Source organism: Natronococcus sp., assembly GCF_047921035.1.
Taxonomy (GTDB): domain Archaea; phylum Halobacteriota; class Halobacteria; order Halobacteriales; family Natrialbaceae; genus Natronococcus.
Genome location: NZ_JBLRWX010000088.1, coordinates 1 through 15,377 on the forward strand (window position 1 = coordinate 1; position 15,377 = coordinate 15,377).

Annotated in this window: 16 protein-coding genes; 11 read left to right on the forward strand and 5 right to left on the reverse strand. The window is 66.1% G+C overall.

Annotation, left to right across the window (positions count from 1 at the left end):
- The first annotated feature begins 122 nt into the window (after positions 1-122).
- Both dgoD and ACNA7R_RS15615 read left to right on the forward strand, forming a co-directional pair.
- Positions 123-1,271 (forward strand): galactonate dehydratase, encoded by a 1,149-nt coding sequence (gene dgoD / locus ACNA7R_RS15610; protein ID WP_416284469.1) that lies wholly within the window; start codon positions 123-125, stop codon positions 1,269-1,271.
- Between the two features lie 66 nt (positions 1,272-1,337).
- On the forward strand, positions 1,338-2,078 hold the full coding sequence (locus tag ACNA7R_RS15615) for a sugar phosphate isomerase/epimerase family protein (RefSeq protein WP_416284470.1): 741 nt from the start codon (positions 1,338-1,340) through the stop codon (positions 2,076-2,078).
- 36 nt (positions 2,079-2,114) lie between these two features.
- Here ACNA7R_RS15615 and ACNA7R_RS15620 read toward each other — a convergent pair whose 3' ends face one another.
- The gene (locus ACNA7R_RS15620; RefSeq protein ID WP_416284471.1) at positions 2,115-3,665 is read right to left on the reverse strand and encodes a S8 family peptidase; all 1,551 of its coding nucleotides are present in this window, start codon (positions 3,663-3,665) and stop codon (positions 2,115-2,117) included.
- A gap of 621 nt (positions 3,666-4,286) precedes the next feature.
- Here ACNA7R_RS15620 and ACNA7R_RS15625 point away from each other — a divergent pair.
- The 4 genes from ACNA7R_RS15625 to ACNA7R_RS15640 all read left to right on the forward strand — a co-directional run bounded on the left by ACNA7R_RS15625 (position 4,287) and on the right by ACNA7R_RS15640 (position 6,471).
- Complete coding sequence (locus ACNA7R_RS15625; RefSeq protein WP_416284472.1) at positions 4,287-4,481, forward strand: hypothetical protein; 195 nt, start codon at positions 4,287-4,289, stop codon at positions 4,479-4,481.
- Between the two features lie 253 nt (positions 4,482-4,734).
- Complete coding sequence (locus ACNA7R_RS15630) at positions 4,735-5,325, forward strand: 50S ribosomal protein L15e (RefSeq protein ID WP_005556697.1); 591 nt, start codon at positions 4,735-4,737, stop codon at positions 5,323-5,325.
- A gap of 162 nt (positions 5,326-5,487) precedes the next feature.
- Positions 5,488-5,922: a universal stress protein gene (locus ACNA7R_RS15635; protein ID WP_416284473.1), complete on the forward strand. Its 435-nt coding sequence runs from the start codon at positions 5,488-5,490 to the stop codon at positions 5,920-5,922.
- 120 nt (positions 5,923-6,042) lie between these two features.
- On the forward strand, positions 6,043-6,471 hold the full coding sequence (locus ACNA7R_RS15640; protein ID WP_416284474.1) for a low molecular weight phosphatase family protein: 429 nt from the start codon (positions 6,043-6,045) through the stop codon (positions 6,469-6,471).
- Here the strand turns inward: ACNA7R_RS15640 and ACNA7R_RS15645 are convergent, their stop codons facing one another.
- Together ACNA7R_RS15645 and thrS are read right to left on the reverse strand one after the other, a co-directional pair.
- On the reverse strand, positions 6,472-7,182 hold the full coding sequence (locus ACNA7R_RS15645; RefSeq protein ID WP_416284475.1) for a phosphoribosyltransferase family protein: 711 nt from the start codon (positions 7,180-7,182) through the stop codon (positions 6,472-6,474). It lies immediately after the preceding gene.
- A gap of 161 nt (positions 7,183-7,343) precedes the next feature.
- On the reverse strand, positions 7,344-9,293 hold the full coding sequence (gene thrS, locus ACNA7R_RS15650; RefSeq protein WP_416284476.1) for a threonine--tRNA ligase: 1,950 nt from the start codon (positions 9,291-9,293) through the stop codon (positions 7,344-7,346).
- Positions 9,294-9,609: 316 nt separating this feature from the next.
- Here thrS and tenA point away from each other — a divergent pair, with 316 nt between their 5' ends.
- From tenA to ACNA7R_RS15670, 4 genes are read left to right on the forward strand one after another with little or no spacing between them, the layout of a single operon-like run.
- A complete protein-coding gene (tenA, locus tag ACNA7R_RS15655; RefSeq protein WP_416284477.1) occupies positions 9,610-10,269 on the forward strand; it encodes a thiaminase II in 660 nt (219 codons plus the stop codon).
- The gene (locus ACNA7R_RS15660) at positions 10,266-10,691 is read left to right on the forward strand and encodes a TenA family protein (RefSeq protein ID WP_416284478.1); all 426 of its coding nucleotides are present in this window, start codon (positions 10,266-10,268) and stop codon (positions 10,689-10,691) included. Before tenA ends, ACNA7R_RS15660 begins: the two co-directional genes overlap by 4 nt.
- A 57-nt stretch (positions 10,692-10,748) precedes the next feature.
- On the forward strand, positions 10,749-11,450 hold the full coding sequence (locus tag ACNA7R_RS15665; protein ID WP_416284479.1) for an HAD family hydrolase: 702 nt from the start codon (positions 10,749-10,751) through the stop codon (positions 11,448-11,450).
- Positions 11,447-12,079, forward strand: a complete 633-nt coding sequence (locus ACNA7R_RS15670) for a class II aldolase/adducin family protein (RefSeq protein WP_416284480.1) — start codon at positions 11,447-11,449, stop codon at positions 12,077-12,079. Before ACNA7R_RS15665 ends, ACNA7R_RS15670 begins: the two co-directional genes overlap by 4 nt.
- 30 nt (positions 12,080-12,109) lie before the next feature.
- On the opposite strand, the gene ACNA7R_RS15675 is transcribed toward ACNA7R_RS15670, so the two are convergent.
- Both ACNA7R_RS15675 and pyrE read right to left on the reverse strand, forming a co-directional pair.
- Complete coding sequence (locus ACNA7R_RS15675) at positions 12,110-12,613, reverse strand: NUDIX hydrolase (RefSeq protein ID WP_416284481.1); 504 nt, start codon at positions 12,611-12,613, stop codon at positions 12,110-12,112.
- A gap of 28 nt (positions 12,614-12,641) precedes the next feature.
- On the reverse strand, positions 12,642-13,169 hold the full coding sequence (gene pyrE, locus ACNA7R_RS15680; protein ID WP_416284482.1) for an orotate phosphoribosyltransferase: 528 nt from the start codon (positions 13,167-13,169) through the stop codon (positions 12,642-12,644).
- 130 nt (positions 13,170-13,299) lie between these two features.
- On the opposite strand from pyrE, the gene ACNA7R_RS15685 reads away from it, so the two are divergent.
- Positions 13,300-14,724, forward strand: coding sequence for an amidohydrolase family protein (locus tag ACNA7R_RS15685; RefSeq protein WP_416284483.1), 1,425 nt, complete (start codon positions 13,300-13,302; stop codon positions 14,722-14,724).
- Positions 14,725-15,377: the final 653 nt, after the last annotated feature.

Consider the following 15,377-nt stretch of genomic DNA (forward strand, 5'->3'; position numbering starts at 1 on the left):
GTCGTTCCGTCGGCGGCAATCAGTCCTCGCTATCGGTCGAATCGAGTACCTCGAGTTCGATCGCTTTCGCCGTGTTTACGACGAGCCCGGTCGCGTCCTCCTCAAGGAGGTTTCACCATAACATGCGAATCACTGACTACGAACTGTTCGAAGTCCCGCCGCGGTGGCTATTCTTGAAGCTCACGACGAGCGACGGCACCGTCGGCTGGGGAGAACCGGTCGTCGAGGGACGCGCGAAAACGGTCCGAACGGCGGTCGAGGAACTGCTCGAGAACTACCTGCTCGGCGAGGATCCGAGCGCGATCGAGGACCACTGGCAGGCGATGTACCGCGGCGGCTTCTACCGCGGTGGCCCGGTTCTCATGTCGGCCATCGCTGGCGTCGACCAGGCGCTGTGGGACATCAAGGGGAAGCGCTTCGACGCGCCGGTGTACGAACTGCTCGGCGGAAAGGCACGTAACCGAATCCGGGTCTACCAGTGGATCGGCGGAGACCGCCCGCGGGACGTCGGCGACGCGGCTCGCGAGAAGGTCGAGGCTGGGTTCAGCGCGCTGAAGATGAACGCGACGTCCGAGCTTCGGCCCGTCGATAACCCGCGAGCCGTCGAGGAGGCCGTCGACCGCATCGCTGCGGTCCGGGAAGCCGTCGGCAGCGAGGTCGACATCGGCGTCGACTTCCACGGCCGCGTCTCGAAGCCGATGGCCCGCCGGCTGGCGAAGGCCCTCGAGCCGTACGATCCGATGTTCATCGAGGAACCCGTGTTGCCCGAACACAACGATGCGCTGCCGGACATTCGGGCGGCGACGACGATCCCGATCGCGACCGGCGAGCGGATGTACTCCCGGTGGGATTTCAAGGAGATTTTCGAGTCGAACGCTGTAGACGTGATCCAGCCCGACCTCTCTCACGCGGGCGGAATCACGGAGGTCAAAAAGATCGCTGCGATGGCCGAGGCGTACGACGTCTCGGTGGCGCCCCACTGCCCGCTCGGACCGATCGCGCTGGCCTCCTGCATCCAGGTCGACGCCTGCTCGCCGAACACGCTGATCCAGGAACAGAGCCTCGACATCCACTACAACGAGACCAGCGACGTGCTCGACTACCTCGCCGATCCTTCCGTCTTCGAGTACCGTGACGGGTACGTCGACCTCCCCGAGGGACCGGGACTCGGCATCGAGATTGACGAGAACTACGTCCGCGATCAGACCGGTGGCGTCGACTGGCACAACCCGATCTGGCGCCACGACGACGGCAGCGTCGCCGAGTGGTAGCGTCGGGACCGGGATCGAGTCTCCGACACCGATAATCCATTACCGCGGCAGCGTGTGGGACGACCCATGCCGAAGACCGCCATCAACCTCTACAGCGTTCGCGAACTCGAGGCGTCGACGACCGAGATCGTAGAGCGCGCCGCCGACGCCGGCTACGACGGCGTCCAGTTCGCCGGTGAGCACTCGCCGCTGCACGACGATCCCGACGAGATCGCCGAACTCCTCGATGCCCGAGGGCTCGAGGTCGCGCCGCCCCACGTCGGCGTCGAGACGCTCGAGGACGAGCGAGACGCCGTCCGGGAAGCTTACGCTCCGCTCGAGGTCGAGGGCGTCGTCGTTCCGTGGCTCGACCCCGAGTACTTCGAGTCCGCCTCGACGGTCGACGAGACCGCCGGACGGCTCGACGCGCTGGCCGACGAACTCGCCGCCGACGGCTGGGACCTATCCTACCACAACCACGACCACGAGTACGCTGACCTCGGCAGGGAGACGGCTTTCGAGCGTTTCCTCGAGGCGAGCGACGTCGGGATCGAACTCGACGTCGGCTGGGCGCTCGCGGCCGGCGACGATCCCGCCCGGCGCCTCCGTGAACTCGAGGGACGAGTCGGGACTATCCATCTGAAGGATATGGACGTCAGTGGAGCGGAACCGACGTTCGCCGAGCTCGGCGAGGGCGACGTCGACGTGCAGGCCTGCGTCGACGCCGCCGCGGACGCCGGCGCAGAGTGGCTCGTCTACGAGCACGACGATCCCACCGATCCCGCCGCGTCACTCGAGCACGGCGCGGCGTTTCTGGACAGCCTGTAGCGGGGTCGGAGAACGAAGAGCCGTACGGGTGCTCGCCTACTCGGCGCTACCGGGTGCGACCTCGATCTCCTCGAACCCGGCTAACTCGTCCGCTTCGGCCCGTTCGACGGCGGCCAGCGCGTCGACGTAACCGGCACCGGCCGATTCGGCCGTGTAACTGTCGTGGACGTCCTCGCGGGCGGTCGCCTCGAGCGTCGTCAGCACGTCCATCGGGTCGGGGTACTCGCCGCGGGTCTGGTAGTAGGCGTCGACGACCAGCGTCGCACAGCCCGCGGTGACGGGACAGGACATGCTCGTTCCCGACATGGGTCCGTAGTACAGCTCCTCGTCCGGGTCGGCGACGTTGAGCGGATCGGCGGGGTTGAGCGTGCTCACCACGTCGCCGCCCTTCGCGGCGACGCCGTTGCGGTAGATCCCCAGCGGGCCGTCGATCTCGTCCTCGTCGACCCCCTCGTACAGTGCGGTGAGGTTCTCGTAGGCCGCCTCGCGGTCGTAGTTGTCGTGCTCCCAGGAGCCGCCTTGCGGGCGCCCGCGCGAGGAGAAGTCGGTTACAGTTTGATCGGCTTCGGTCGCCGCGACGCCGAGGACGTGGGGCGCCTTCGCGTACTGGCTCAGCGACCCCTTCTCGGGGCCGTCGTTGCCCGCCGAGAAGGCGGGCAGGATCCCCTCTTCGTGGGCCGTCCAGGTGGCGACGTTCATCGGATCGTCGGGGACGAACGGGCGGTCGTCGTCGACGGGACCGTAGGAGTTCGAGACGACCTGGACGTCGTGGTCGCCCTCACGCTGGCGCCGGAGCAGGTCGTCGTAGGCCGCGACGGTGTAGACGACCAGCAGCCCGCCGGCACCGCAGGCGTACACCGAGAGGTCGGCGTCGGGGGCCATCCCGGCGTACTCGCCGTCGCTCTTCGAGCCGTCGCCCGCGACGCTGCCCGCGCAGTGGGTGCCGTGGCCGCTGTTGTCGCTGTCGACGAAGCCGACGTCCTGCCACCACAGCGGGTCAGTGATCTCGGGGACGCCGACGTACTGGTAGTTAGCCTGCAGGTTCGCCTCGAGGTCGGGGTGGGCGCCGTCGACGCCCGAGTCGACGACGACGGTGTGGGAATTCTCGCCGGTGTAGGCGGTCTCGAGCCCATCGCCCGCCTGCACTCGATCGGCGCGGGTGTCCTCGCGGGCGTCGTCGTTGTGGTACCCGAGTTCGTAGTTCGAGGAGACGTACCGAACTTCCTCCCAGCCGGCGACCCGCTCGATCAGCGGGCCGGTGAGTTCGGCGTAGGCCATCGGAAGGACGGCGAAGGGGCCGACGACGGCGTCGAGTTCGAGCAGTCGGTCGGCATCGTCGTTGGTCTCGAAGACGACGATCGTCTCCTGGATATCGTCGCTCTCGAGATCGAGCGCGTCGTCGACGAGCGTGTCGCCGACGCTCGTAAGGCCCGCTATCGCGTCGCCGAGCAGTGCGTTCGCACTGCCGGTGAGTCCGATCCCGCCGACGAACCCGGCGGTGCCGGCTCCCGCGAGGAACCGACGACGGGTCGACGCGTCGCGATTTCGTGTCGATTCGTGCGAAACAGTAGCGTGCTTTCGGGTCATCTCTTGATCGATCGTCGTCGGTTCGATCCCGGACGGTCCCCGCGAGGTGACGGACGGCGTCGACGGATCCGCCGTAACGAATCTCCCCGCACGGTACTCAGCAGGGAGCACGTTCCGATACCCCAGGGGACAACTCGTGTCGACTCCGCCGACAGGTTCCTTGTGAACACCCGTCACAAAAAGATCCCAACTCGGTTTTCTGAATTCAATGGGTTTTCCGACCGAAACGTAGTTTCAGGGGTCGAAACTGGCCCGGCTACTCGAGAGCCGGCGTCGTCTGACTCGTCGGATCCCGTTCGATACAACCGGTAGCAAATTTATAATCGTTTATCTCGCGGAACGGTGGGTCCGCCCGTTCGGTTCGACGGGGGGAGCGTTCGTCTCGAGCGCCGGTGCCCGTTCCGGAACGTTGCACACGAGAAACATCGGGAGAACGGGCGGCAGCGGTACGCTCTCGGTCAGTCTCGAGGACCCGATCCAGTCGGGGATTCTCGTCGCTGTCCCCTCCCGACCGGGCGGTTCGATCACGGAGGACGATAGCTCCGAGGCAACCATTCACACAGAGCAACGGTGATAGTGGATCTCATAACTAACAGGGTGAAGGGTGTGGGTACAGGTAGCATGAGCGAGACACCATTCGAGTATCAACGGGACGTACTCGAGACCGTCGTCGACGAGGCGGTTAGCGAGGGGATGACGTCGGAGGCCGAGGCCGAGCAGTTGCGCGATCGACTCGAGGCACTCGAATCGATGCAGTCGGTCGATCGGCTCTGGGACGACCTCTCCCAGGAGTACGAACTGGTCGAGCCGGCGTGAGCGGCTCGAGGGCGGGAGCGCGGAGCGCGGCGTCACGCGCCGCGAACCAGCGAACGGTGGCCGCAGGGAACCGTGTGCCGACAGCGAGTCGTCGCGGTTCGAAGCGTTTATACTCGGCAGTCCGATAGATCAGGACGACTCGCTGGGTCGCGGGCGCCGGCGGGCACCTGTTCGGTTCGACGCCCACAGGTCGGGATGTGATCCGCGGGGTCGACCCGCTGGGTTGAACCAGGAAACGCCCGCAGTGATCACGATGGCAAAGAGCTTCTACTCCCACATCAAGGACGCGTGGAAGGACCCCGACGACGGCAAACTCGGTGAACTGCAGTGGCAGCGCAAACAGGAGTGGCGCGACCAGGGTGCGATCGAGCGAATCGATCGCCCGACCCGACTCGACAAGGCCCGCGAACTCGGCTACAAGGCCAAGCAGGGCATCATCGTCACTCGCGTCTCCGTCCGCAAGGGGACGGCCCGGAAACAGCGACACAAGGCTGGCCGCCGAACCAAGCGCCAGGGTGTCAACCGGATCGGCCGGCGCAAGAACATCCAGCGCATCGGCGAGGAACGGGTCTCCCGGAAGTACCCCAACCTTCGGGTGCTCAACAGCTACTGGGTCGGCGAGGACGGCTCGCAGAAGTGGTTCGAAGTGATCCTCGTGGATCCCGAACACCCCGCGATCCAGAACGACGACGATCTCAACTGGATCTGCGACGACGCCCACACCAACCGCGCGTTCCGTGGCCTCACGAACGCCGGCAAGGCCAACCGCGGGCTGAACAACCGCGGCAAGGGCGCCGAGAAGGTCCGACCGTCCAACACCGGCGGTCAGGGCCGCGCGAAGTAACGCCGGTTCGAACGCGGTCGCGGTTTCTCTCCGTTTCCGATCCCGTAGTCCCGACCTCGCCGATCGGGCGAAACCCCCGACGCCGTGTCGCTGTCGGAAATCGCCATCCTGCGAGACCGTTCGTGGGGTGTACTTATCTGGGATGATACTGTACGTCGGAACATGGCGAAGCGAATCCTCGTTCCGATCGACGACTCGGACCGCTCGACACAGGCCCTCGAGTTCGCGCTCGAGGAACACCCCGAGGCAACGGTCACGGCGCTGCACGTGCTCGATCCGGGCGACTTCTACGCGGCGACGGGGATCGAGGGCGGCGCGATGGCCAACTACGACGAGATTCAGGACCACCACGAGACCCGCGCCGAGGGCATCCTCGAGGACGCGGCCGAACACGCGAGTCAGCTCGGCGCAACCATCGAAACGGACAAGATCGTCGGCGGAATCTCCCGATCAATCGTCGACTACGCCGAGGACAACGACTTCGACCAGATCGTCGTCGGCAGTCACGGTCGGACCGGTGCCAGCCGCATCCTGCTGGGCAGCGTCGCCGAAACCGTCGCCAGACGCTCCCCGGTCCCGGTGACGATCGTTCGCTGACGCCCGCAATTAGTATTTCGCCTCCTGAATCTGCCTTCCGTACGTATCCAGAGCCGTGTCTATAGTTCTCACAGGGCCGAACATACGAACCGTTAGGTGGCACCTCGAGCAGGAGGGCATATGGAAGGCGATCCGACCCGTATCGCGATGGTGTGCGTACAGAACGCCGGACGGAGCCAGATGGCGACCGCTTACGCCGAGCGCGAGCGCGAGGAGCGCGGGCTCGAGGACGAGGTGGAGATCGTCTCGGGCGGCACCCACCCCGCCGAGTCGGTCCACGACGTCGTCCGCGAGGCGATGGCCGAGGGCGGGTTCGACCTCTCCGACCGAACGCCCCGGGAGGTCTCCGACTCGGAGCTCGAGGCCTGCGACTACGTCGCGACGATGGGGTGTTCGACGCTCGAGCTCGACGCCGACACCGACGTTCGGGACTGGGCCCTCGAGGATCCACACGGGAAGGACCTCGAGCGGGTTCACGAGATCCGCGAGGACGTACGAGAACGCGTCGAGGCGCTGTTCGACGAACTCGAGGCCGAGCGAAACGAGTAGTTAAACCGAGACCAGTGAGCCGATCGGCGCGTCGGTCCGATCGCGAGCGCGCTCGATCCCGTCGTCGCCGGCGGCGATGAGTGCGAAGACGCCGGCGACGTCGGCGTCGGCGGTCTCGACGATGTCGAGCAGCAGCTCCTGGGTCTCGCCCGATCGGATGAGGTCGTCGACGACCAGCACGGACTCGCCCTCGTCGATCGCCGCGGCCGGCAGGTAGTAGGTGAGCTCGATACCCGACTGGAGCCGTTCGCGGGCCTCGATGAACTCCTCGACGGCCGTCTCCTTGCTCTTTTTCGCGTAGGCACACCGAGTCCCGTAGTAGCTCGCCAGCGCGCTGGCCAGCGTGATGCCGTCGGTCGCGGCGGTCAGGACGACGTCGGGGCGGTCGAACTCGAAGGCGTTGGCGACGACCGGTGCCGCGAGGTCGAGAAACGGCTGGTCGAACACCGTCGCCGTGTTGTCGACGTACCCCTCCTCGTCGACGCGGATCCGGGCGCCGAGTTCGTCGGCCAGCGCCTCGCGGCCGAGTTCGTCGACGACCTCGCGAGCGCGCTCGGTACCTGGCAGGACGTGGCCGTTGACGTAGCGATTGAGGTCGCCGGCCGGGAGGTCCGTCTCGGCGGCGAGTTCGTCGTAGGTTCGCGTCTCCTTCAACATCCGCAACACGTCGACCGCCCGCAGCTGGAGGGCGGCCTTCTCGGCACGGTTCATACTAGTGTGCACGATGCTGCAAGTATGGGTATTTCGATCTCCCTCAGCGTGGTATCTCTCCACAGACGTGGATCGCGACCACCCCGTCGTCGCGCTCGAACTCGCGACCACCGCGCCGGAGCCACGTCGATTCGTTGCCGAGACGCGGCCGTGCGCCCCGATCAGTTCTGCAGGAAGTCCGGTTCGGAGCGCTTCTCCGCGCGCTCGCTCTCGAGGTGGGCACGGAACTCGTCGATCTCAACGTCGTACTCCTGGTCCTCGAAGCGGTCCCGCACCGAGATGTTACCGTCGTCTTCCTCGTTGTCGCCGACGATGATCTGGTAGGGAACGCGGTCGTCGTGGGCCGCGCGGATCTTTCGCTCCAAGGTGGAGTCGCGCTGATCGACCTCGACGCGGAAGTCGTCGAACTCGTTTGCGACCCGGTGGGCGTAGCCGAGGTTGTCGTCGGAGATCGGCAGCACGCGGACCTGCTCGGGCGCGAGCCACAGCGGGAACCGACCCTCGAAGTGCTCGATGAGCATCATGAAGAACCGCTCGTAGCTGCCGTACAGCGCCCGATGGATCATCACGGGCTGGTGTTGTTCGTTGTCCTCGCCGACGTAGTCCAGGTCGAAGCGCTCGGGCATGTTGAAATCGAGCTGGACCGTCGGGCCGTCCCAGGAGCGGCCGATCGCGTCCTCGAACGCGAAGTCGATCTTCGGCCCGTAGAAGGCGCCGTCGCCCTCCTCGATCTCGTACTCGTGGGCGCGGGCCTCGAGGACCTCCTCGAGCTGGTTCTCGGCGCGGTCCCAGATCTCGTCGCTGCCGACGGACTTCTCGGGGCGCGTGGCCAGCGCCATCTCGTAGTCGAGGTCGAACGTCTCGAGGACCTCCGTGATCATGTCCATGATCTCCTCGACCTCCTGGCGGATCTGGTCGGGGCGGATGAACAGGTGGCCGTCGTCGATCGTAAATGCCCAGACCCGCGACAGCCCCGACAGCTCGCCGCGCTGTTCCTTGCGGTAGACCTTCCCGTTCTCCGCGTAGCGGATGGGGAGGTCGCGGTACGACCAGGACTGATCCTGGAAGATGGCGGCGTGGCCCGGACAGTTCATCGGCTTCAGGCCGAACTCGTCGTCGCCGACGTCGAAGATGAACATGTCGTCGGCGTAGTTCTCGTAGTGGCCCGAGCGGTGCCAGAGATCCGTCTTGAACACGTGGGGCGTCTCGACGTAGTCGTAGCCCGCGTCCTGATTCAGGTTCTCGACGAAGTCCTCGAGTTCCTTCAGCACCGTTTTGCCGGCGGGGTGATACAGCGGCAGTCCGGGGCCCGTGACGTCCTGGATCGAGAACAGGTTCATCTCCGAACCGATCCGGCGGTGGTCGCGCTTCTCGGCTTCCTCCTTGCGCTCGATGAACTCCTCGAGGTCGCTCTCGTCCTCGAATGCCGTCCCGTAGATCCGCGTCTGCATCTCGTTTTCCTCGTCGCCGCGCCAGTAGGCGCCCGCGATCTCGAGGAGCTTGACGACGCCGATCTCGCCCGTCGAGTCGACGTGGGGGCCGGCACAGAGGTCCTCCCACTCGCCCTGTTTGTAGAACGACACCTGGTCGTTCTCGTCGGCGAACTCCTCGAGTAGCTCGAGTTTGTAGGGCTCGTCCGCCAGTCGCTGTTCGGCCTCCTCGATCGAGACGTCCTCGCGCTCGATCTCGTAGTCCTCGGCGACGATCTCCTCGATCTCGCGTTCGAGCTCCGCGAGGTCGTCCTCGTCGACGTCGAGGTTATCGAAGTCATAATAGAACCCGTCGTCCGTCGGCGGACCGATCGCGAGCTTGACCTCGTCGTCGTCGTAGAAGCGTTCGACGGCCTGGGCGAGACAGTGTGAGGCCGAGTGGCGCATTACCCGCAGGTACTCGTCGGACCCGTCCGTGACGATCTCGAGTTCCGCGCCGTCGTAGACGGGCGCTTCCTTGGCGACGAGTTCGCCGTCGAGTTTGCCCGCGACGGTGTCGCTTCCGAGGCCGGGCCCGATCTCGTAGGCGCAGTCCTCGACCGTCGCGTCGGCGTCGACCTCGAGCTCCGATCCGTCTGGCAGTACGACCGCTATCCGTTGCTGTGAATCTGATTCTGACATGGCTGGTGGGGGAACTTCGGTGAGAAGTTCGGACGGGCGTCCGCGCACGCCGCTCGCTGGCGGATCGCGTCCGACGCAGCGAACGGTAGGTGATGATTAGAAGCGGGCGAGAGCCCCTGTAAAGCGGACACCTACCATCGTGGCTACGAGTTGTCTCGAGCGGGATAAAAGCGTTGTGATGGTGTGCGCTCGGATCCCACCGGGCCTCGAGCGATCGGTGTCCGTACCCGCTAACGTCGGTGGATCCGCGGACAGTCGCGAGTATTATCAAGTAGTATTCGCTAGTTATATCTCTGGGGGAGTCGAACTTCCGGCGATGGCATTCAGCGACGACCTCCTCGAGCACGGCAGTCACGTCTGGGAGGCACAGCTCGAGCATCCCTTCGTGGTCGAACTCGCGGAAGGGATCCTCGACGAGGACGCGTTCGAACACTGGGTGAAACAGGACTATCGGTATCTGCTGGACTACGCGCGGCTGTTCTCGATCGCGGGCGGGAAGGCCCGCGACGAGGCGACGATGACCCACCTGCTTGGCGTCGCCCACCAGGTGCTCGACCACGAGATGGAGCTCCACCGGGAGTTCGCCGCCGACTACGGGATCTCGGTCGACGAACTCGAGGGCGTCGAGAAGGCGCCGACCTGCATCGCATACACGAGCTTTCTCGTTCGAACGGCCCACGAGGGCTCGATCGCCGAGATCGCCGGGGCGCTGTACCCCTGCATGCAGGGCTACCTCGACGTCGCCGAGCACATGGCCGACATCGCGACCGAAGAGCACCGCTACACGCCGTTCATCGAGACGTACACGAGCGACGAGTTCCGCGAGGCGACCGACTGGTGTCGGGAGTTCGTCGACCGCTGCGGCGAGCGCTACCCCGGCGAGCACGAGGCGATGCGCGAGGCGTTCCTGACCAGCGCCAAACTCGAGTACCGGTTCTGGGAGATGGCCTACACGCGGGAGGGGTGGGCGCTGTGAGCGACGTCCCCGCTAGCTATGACGAGTACGCCGAGACCGTCGCCGACCCCCGCTTTACCGACTGGCTTCGCGAGCGCTCCGAGCCGGCCTGGACCGACGCGATCACGCACCGCTTTACGCGGGATCTGGGTGCTGGCACGCTCGAGGAGGACGCCTACGCGACCTATCTCGTACAGGACTACGCCTTCCTCGAGGCGCTGGTCGGAGCCTTCGGTTTCGCGGTCGGGCAGGCGCCGGGGATCGAGGCGAAGCGGCCGCTGATCGAGTTCCTCGAGACCGTTACGGGCGAGGAGAACGACTACTTCGAGCGCTCGTTCGACGCGCTGGGCGTGCCCGAGTCGCGATGGACGAACCCCGACCCCTCGCCGACCGCGGCCGCACTGGTCGACTACGAATCGGCCTCGGGTGACGATCGAGGGTAGTTCCACGAGACCGTCCGGATCGGTACTCGTTTCCCGGTCGATCGTAACGGGTAGCGTATGGCAGCCACCGCCGTCCTCTTGGATCTGGACGACACGCTCTACCCGTACGCGCCGTGTCGGGACGCGGCACTCGAGGCCGCACACGAGACCGCCCGCGAACTGGGATACGACTTCGACGCGACCGAGTTCGACGCGTTCTACCAGGCCGGTCGCCGGGAGGTCAAACGCGAACTCTCCGGAACCGCGGCGACCCACGAGCGCTTCATCTACTTCAAGCGCGCAATAGAGGAACACACCGGCGAACCCCGAGCCGGCGACGCCCTGGCGCTGGGCGAGGCGTTCTGGGAGGGGTATTTCGAGAAAATGGAACTGTTCCCGGGTGTCGAGGAAACCCTCGAGACTCTGCGGGAGAACGGAATCGATGTCGCGATTACGACCAACCTGACGACCCGGATTCAGCTCGCGAAGATCGAGCAAGTCGGGCTCGAGGATCACATCGACGTCCTCGTCACCTCGGAGGAGACGGGGCGGGAGAAGCCGGGCTCGGTCATGTTTACCCTGCCGCTGGCGCGGCTGGATCGACGCGTCTCGGAGACGGTGATGGTCGGAGACAACGTCGGAGCCGACATCGTGGGAGCGAACGCCGTCGGGCTCGAGACGGTGCTCTGGAACGCCGATCCCGACGAGCCGCTCGAGGGACGCCGGAGCCCCGACCACAGGATAGATGCCTTCGGGGAGCTAACGGAGCTGGTACTGTGATCCTCGAGTCCGAACGCCGACAGGTCGTCGAGCACGCCGCCGAACTGGCCGCACTGACCCCCGCGCGGACTGGGAACCTGAGCGTCCGGGAGGGCGACGCCTTCGCGATCACGCCGACGGGCGTCCCCTACGACAGTTTCGACGTCGCCGAGACGCCCGTCGTCGGCGTCGACGGCGAGCACCGTGACGGCGAGATGGCCCCCAGCAGCGAGGTACCGATGCACAGCGCGATTTACCGCCGGGAGGACGTCGGCGCCATCGTCCACACCCACTCGCCGTGGTCGACGGCGCTGGCGGTCGCCCATCAGCCACTCCCGCCGATCCACTACATGATCGTCGCGGTCGGCAAGGAGGTCCCCGTCGCCGAGTACGCCCCCTACGGCTCCGACCAGCTGGCCGCGAACATCGTCGCGGCGATGGACGAGGCGGGCTCGACGGCGTCGTTCATCGAGAACCACGGCCTCGTCGTGACCGCACCCGACCTCGAGACCGCCCTCGAGAACACCCACCACGTCGAGAGTCTGGCTCGATTATACCTCGAGACCCGCTCGGCGGGACTCGAGCCCAGACGGCTTTCGGATGAGCAGCTGGAAACCGTCCTCGAGAAGTTCGAGTCCTACGGCCAATAAGAGCGAACGGGGAACGGCGCCAACCCGTCGCTATCCTCGAAGATACGGCCGAAACAGGTCGTCCTCGTGGAGGTTGGGCGGGAGCGTTTCGAACCACCGAGCTGCCTTAATCTCGCCGGCTTCGGCGCCCAGCCGCTCGGAATCGGGAATCACCCCATCCGATCGAGCGTCGAAGACGACGAACTGCGCCGAAAGTCGAACGGTGGCGTCGGATGCAGCTTCGGAGACGTACGTCTGCTCGACGACGAGCAGCGGGTCGTCGATGGTCGCCTCGAGCCCCGTCTCCTCGCGCACCTCGCGTCGCGCGGCGTCGGCGAGCGCTTCGCCCGGTTCGACCGCACCTCCGGGAACGATCCAGCCGTCTGACCACCGGTTCCGGACAAGAACGATCCGTCCCTCGGAGTCGGTAACGCGGGCAGCGGCCGTCAGTCCGGTTCCCTCCACGGTCCACTTCCGGAACGAGTCCACGTTCGCCGGTGAGAGTCGGATCGTCTGTTGCTCTCGCGGAACGGACGGTGGAACGTCGACGGTCATTACGGGTTGCTCGAGAACGGGGACGGGATCACTCCCGCTCCGCCAGCAGTTCCTCGGCCGTCACGAGCGCCTCCATCTCGAGCCCTGCGTCCTCGACGGTCTCGCGGCCTCCTTCCTGGCGGTCGACGACGACCAGCGCGCGCTCGACGGTCGCACCCGCCTCGCGCAGCGCCTCGACGGCCTCGACCAGGCTCGTCCCGGTAGTGACGATGTCCTCGAGGACGACGACCTCCTCGCCCTCCTCGAGGCGACCCTCGACCAGGTTCGAGGTGCCGTACTCCTTGCGCTGCTTGCGGACGATGACGTAGGGGGCGCCCGCCGCGACGCTCGTTGCCGCGGCCAGCGGCACCGCGCCGAGGGCGACGCCGCCGAGTTTGTCGTCGGGCTCGAGGCGCTCGGCGAACGCTTCGGCGATTGCCTCGAGACAGTCGGGGTCGGTCTCGAAGAGGTACTTGTCGACGTAGTACTCGCTCGTGCCGCCGTGGGAGAGTTCGAACTCGCCGAACCGGACGGCGTCGGCCGCGCGCAGGGCGTCGATGAGTTCCTGGTTCGCCATTGCGAGAAGGGGCGCGTCCCACCGAAATAAGCGGTCTGGTCCCGAGCGCCCGGCGGCGCCGACGGTCGACTCTCCCACACAGGGTTCCGGTTCGTCGACGGTTTTGTCGGCGGGTGTCGTCGGTCGGCACATGGACCTCGCGATCACGAACGTCCTCGCGCTGACGATGCGCGACGACCGACTGGACATCCTCGAGGATGCGACGATCGGAATCGACGGTGGTCGGCTCGCGTACGTCGGCTCGAGCGACGCCTTCGACGGTCAGCCGGAGCGGACGATCGACGGCGACGGCCTCGTCGCGACGCCCGGGCTGGTGAACGTCCACGCCCACACCGACCTGACGCTGCTGCGGGGCGCCGCGCAGGACGTTCCCGAAATCGAGTGGATGAACCGCGCGCTGGGGCCGCTCTCGGCGGCGATGGAGCCCGAAGACCGTACTGCGGGCGCGCGACTCGGCGTGCTCGAGGCGCTGCACTCGGGCGTGACGACCGTCGGCGAGTACGCCCGCGACGTCGACGACCTCGTCGAGGACGTCTACGGGCCGATGGGCGTTCGAGCGGTGGCGACGGAGACGATCAACGCCGTCGACGGGCCGACCGACGACCTCGGGCCCGACGAGCCCTACCCGCTCAGCGAGGAGCAGGGATGGGCGGCCCTCGAGCGAAACGAGGCCCTGTTCGACGCCTGCACGGATCGCGATCGCGTTTCGGCACTGTACGGGCCGCAGGCGCTTGACATGGTTCCACGAGGGCTGCTCGAGGAGATCCGCGAGCGCGCCGAGCGCCACGACCGGGGGATCCACATGCACGTCGCCCAGGGCGAACGGGAACAGCGCCAGATCGAGGCCCGTTATGGAACGGATAAGACCACCGTGAGCCTGCTCGAGGAGCTCGGGCTCGTCTCCGATCGACTCCTGGCGGCCCACCTCCACGGCGCGACCGTCGAGGAGCGCGCTCGGCTGGCCGATTCGGGGGTCCGGATGGCCGCCAATCCGAGTTCGATCGCGGCGATCGACGGGATCACGCCGCCGATCGTCGAGTACCGAAACTCGGGGGGCGTCGCGGGTATCGGCACCGACCAGGCGCCGGGACCCGGTGGTCACGACTTCCTCCGGGAGTTGCGGACGACGGCGCTGCTCGCGAAGACGAAGCGAACCGATCCGACCGCGTTTCCGGCCTGGGAGGCGCTTCGGGTCGGGACGATCGAGGGCGCCCGCGCGCTGGGAATCGACGAGCAGGTGGGGTCGCTCGAGGAGGGGAAGCGAGCCGATATCGTCCTGTACGATCTCGAGCACCCTTCGACGGCGCCGACGGTGACCGAGCCGTTGCACACGGCAATCCCGAACCTCGTCTACGGCGCGAACGGCGGTGTCGTCGATACCGTGCTTATTGAGGGCGACGTCGTCCTCGAGGACGGGGAGCTTCGGACCGCCGACGAGGGGGCGATCCTCGAGGACGCGGGCGAGCGCGCAGCCGACGTGTTCGATCGGACCGGCGACGAGTGGCGAAAAGCCGACTCGGAACTTGTCGAGGCCGTCGAGGACGGGTGGCTGTAGCAGTGAATTGTGGTACTGGTACACCGTTCAGCGTGGGATAACGGTAAAGAGGAGACTGTGTCTCACTTTGGTCCACCACCCTTTAGGGGCGCGCGCTGTTGACCGAACGAGCGAAGCGAGGGCGGTCGACGACGACGTGCGAGGGATGAGCGAACAACGTGAGCGAATCGGCTGGGGAGGGTGTGGCAACTCCACGTGTTCGTCTGAGCAGGACAGTTTCTGTCGTGAGTACCGCGAAATCCCCTGGGCCGCTCGAGTCGGAGCGCTCGCTTCGCTCCTCGGTCAAATCGCTCGCTGCAGTGCTTGCGTCGCTCGAGCAGTCGGCGTGCTCAAAAACCTCCGATTTTTGGCATCACGAAACGACTTCGCCGTTTCGAACGACTTCGCGACGACGACTTCGCGGATGCGAAGCGTCCGCTCAACGACCCAGCCCCTTTCAGTCCCGCCCGTCAGTGGTTGGTCAGGACTGTAGACTCGAGGCCGAACGTTCCGTTCGCACGCCCTACGTAATCGAGCCGATCTCTTCAAATCCGCCCAACACAAAAGCGAAACCGCAGTACGAACTGGTACTACTCCAACACCGTCTGGGGTCGCTTGAGGTACATCTCCTGGTCGACGACGCGCTCGTAGATCTCGTAGAGGGTGTCGATCGC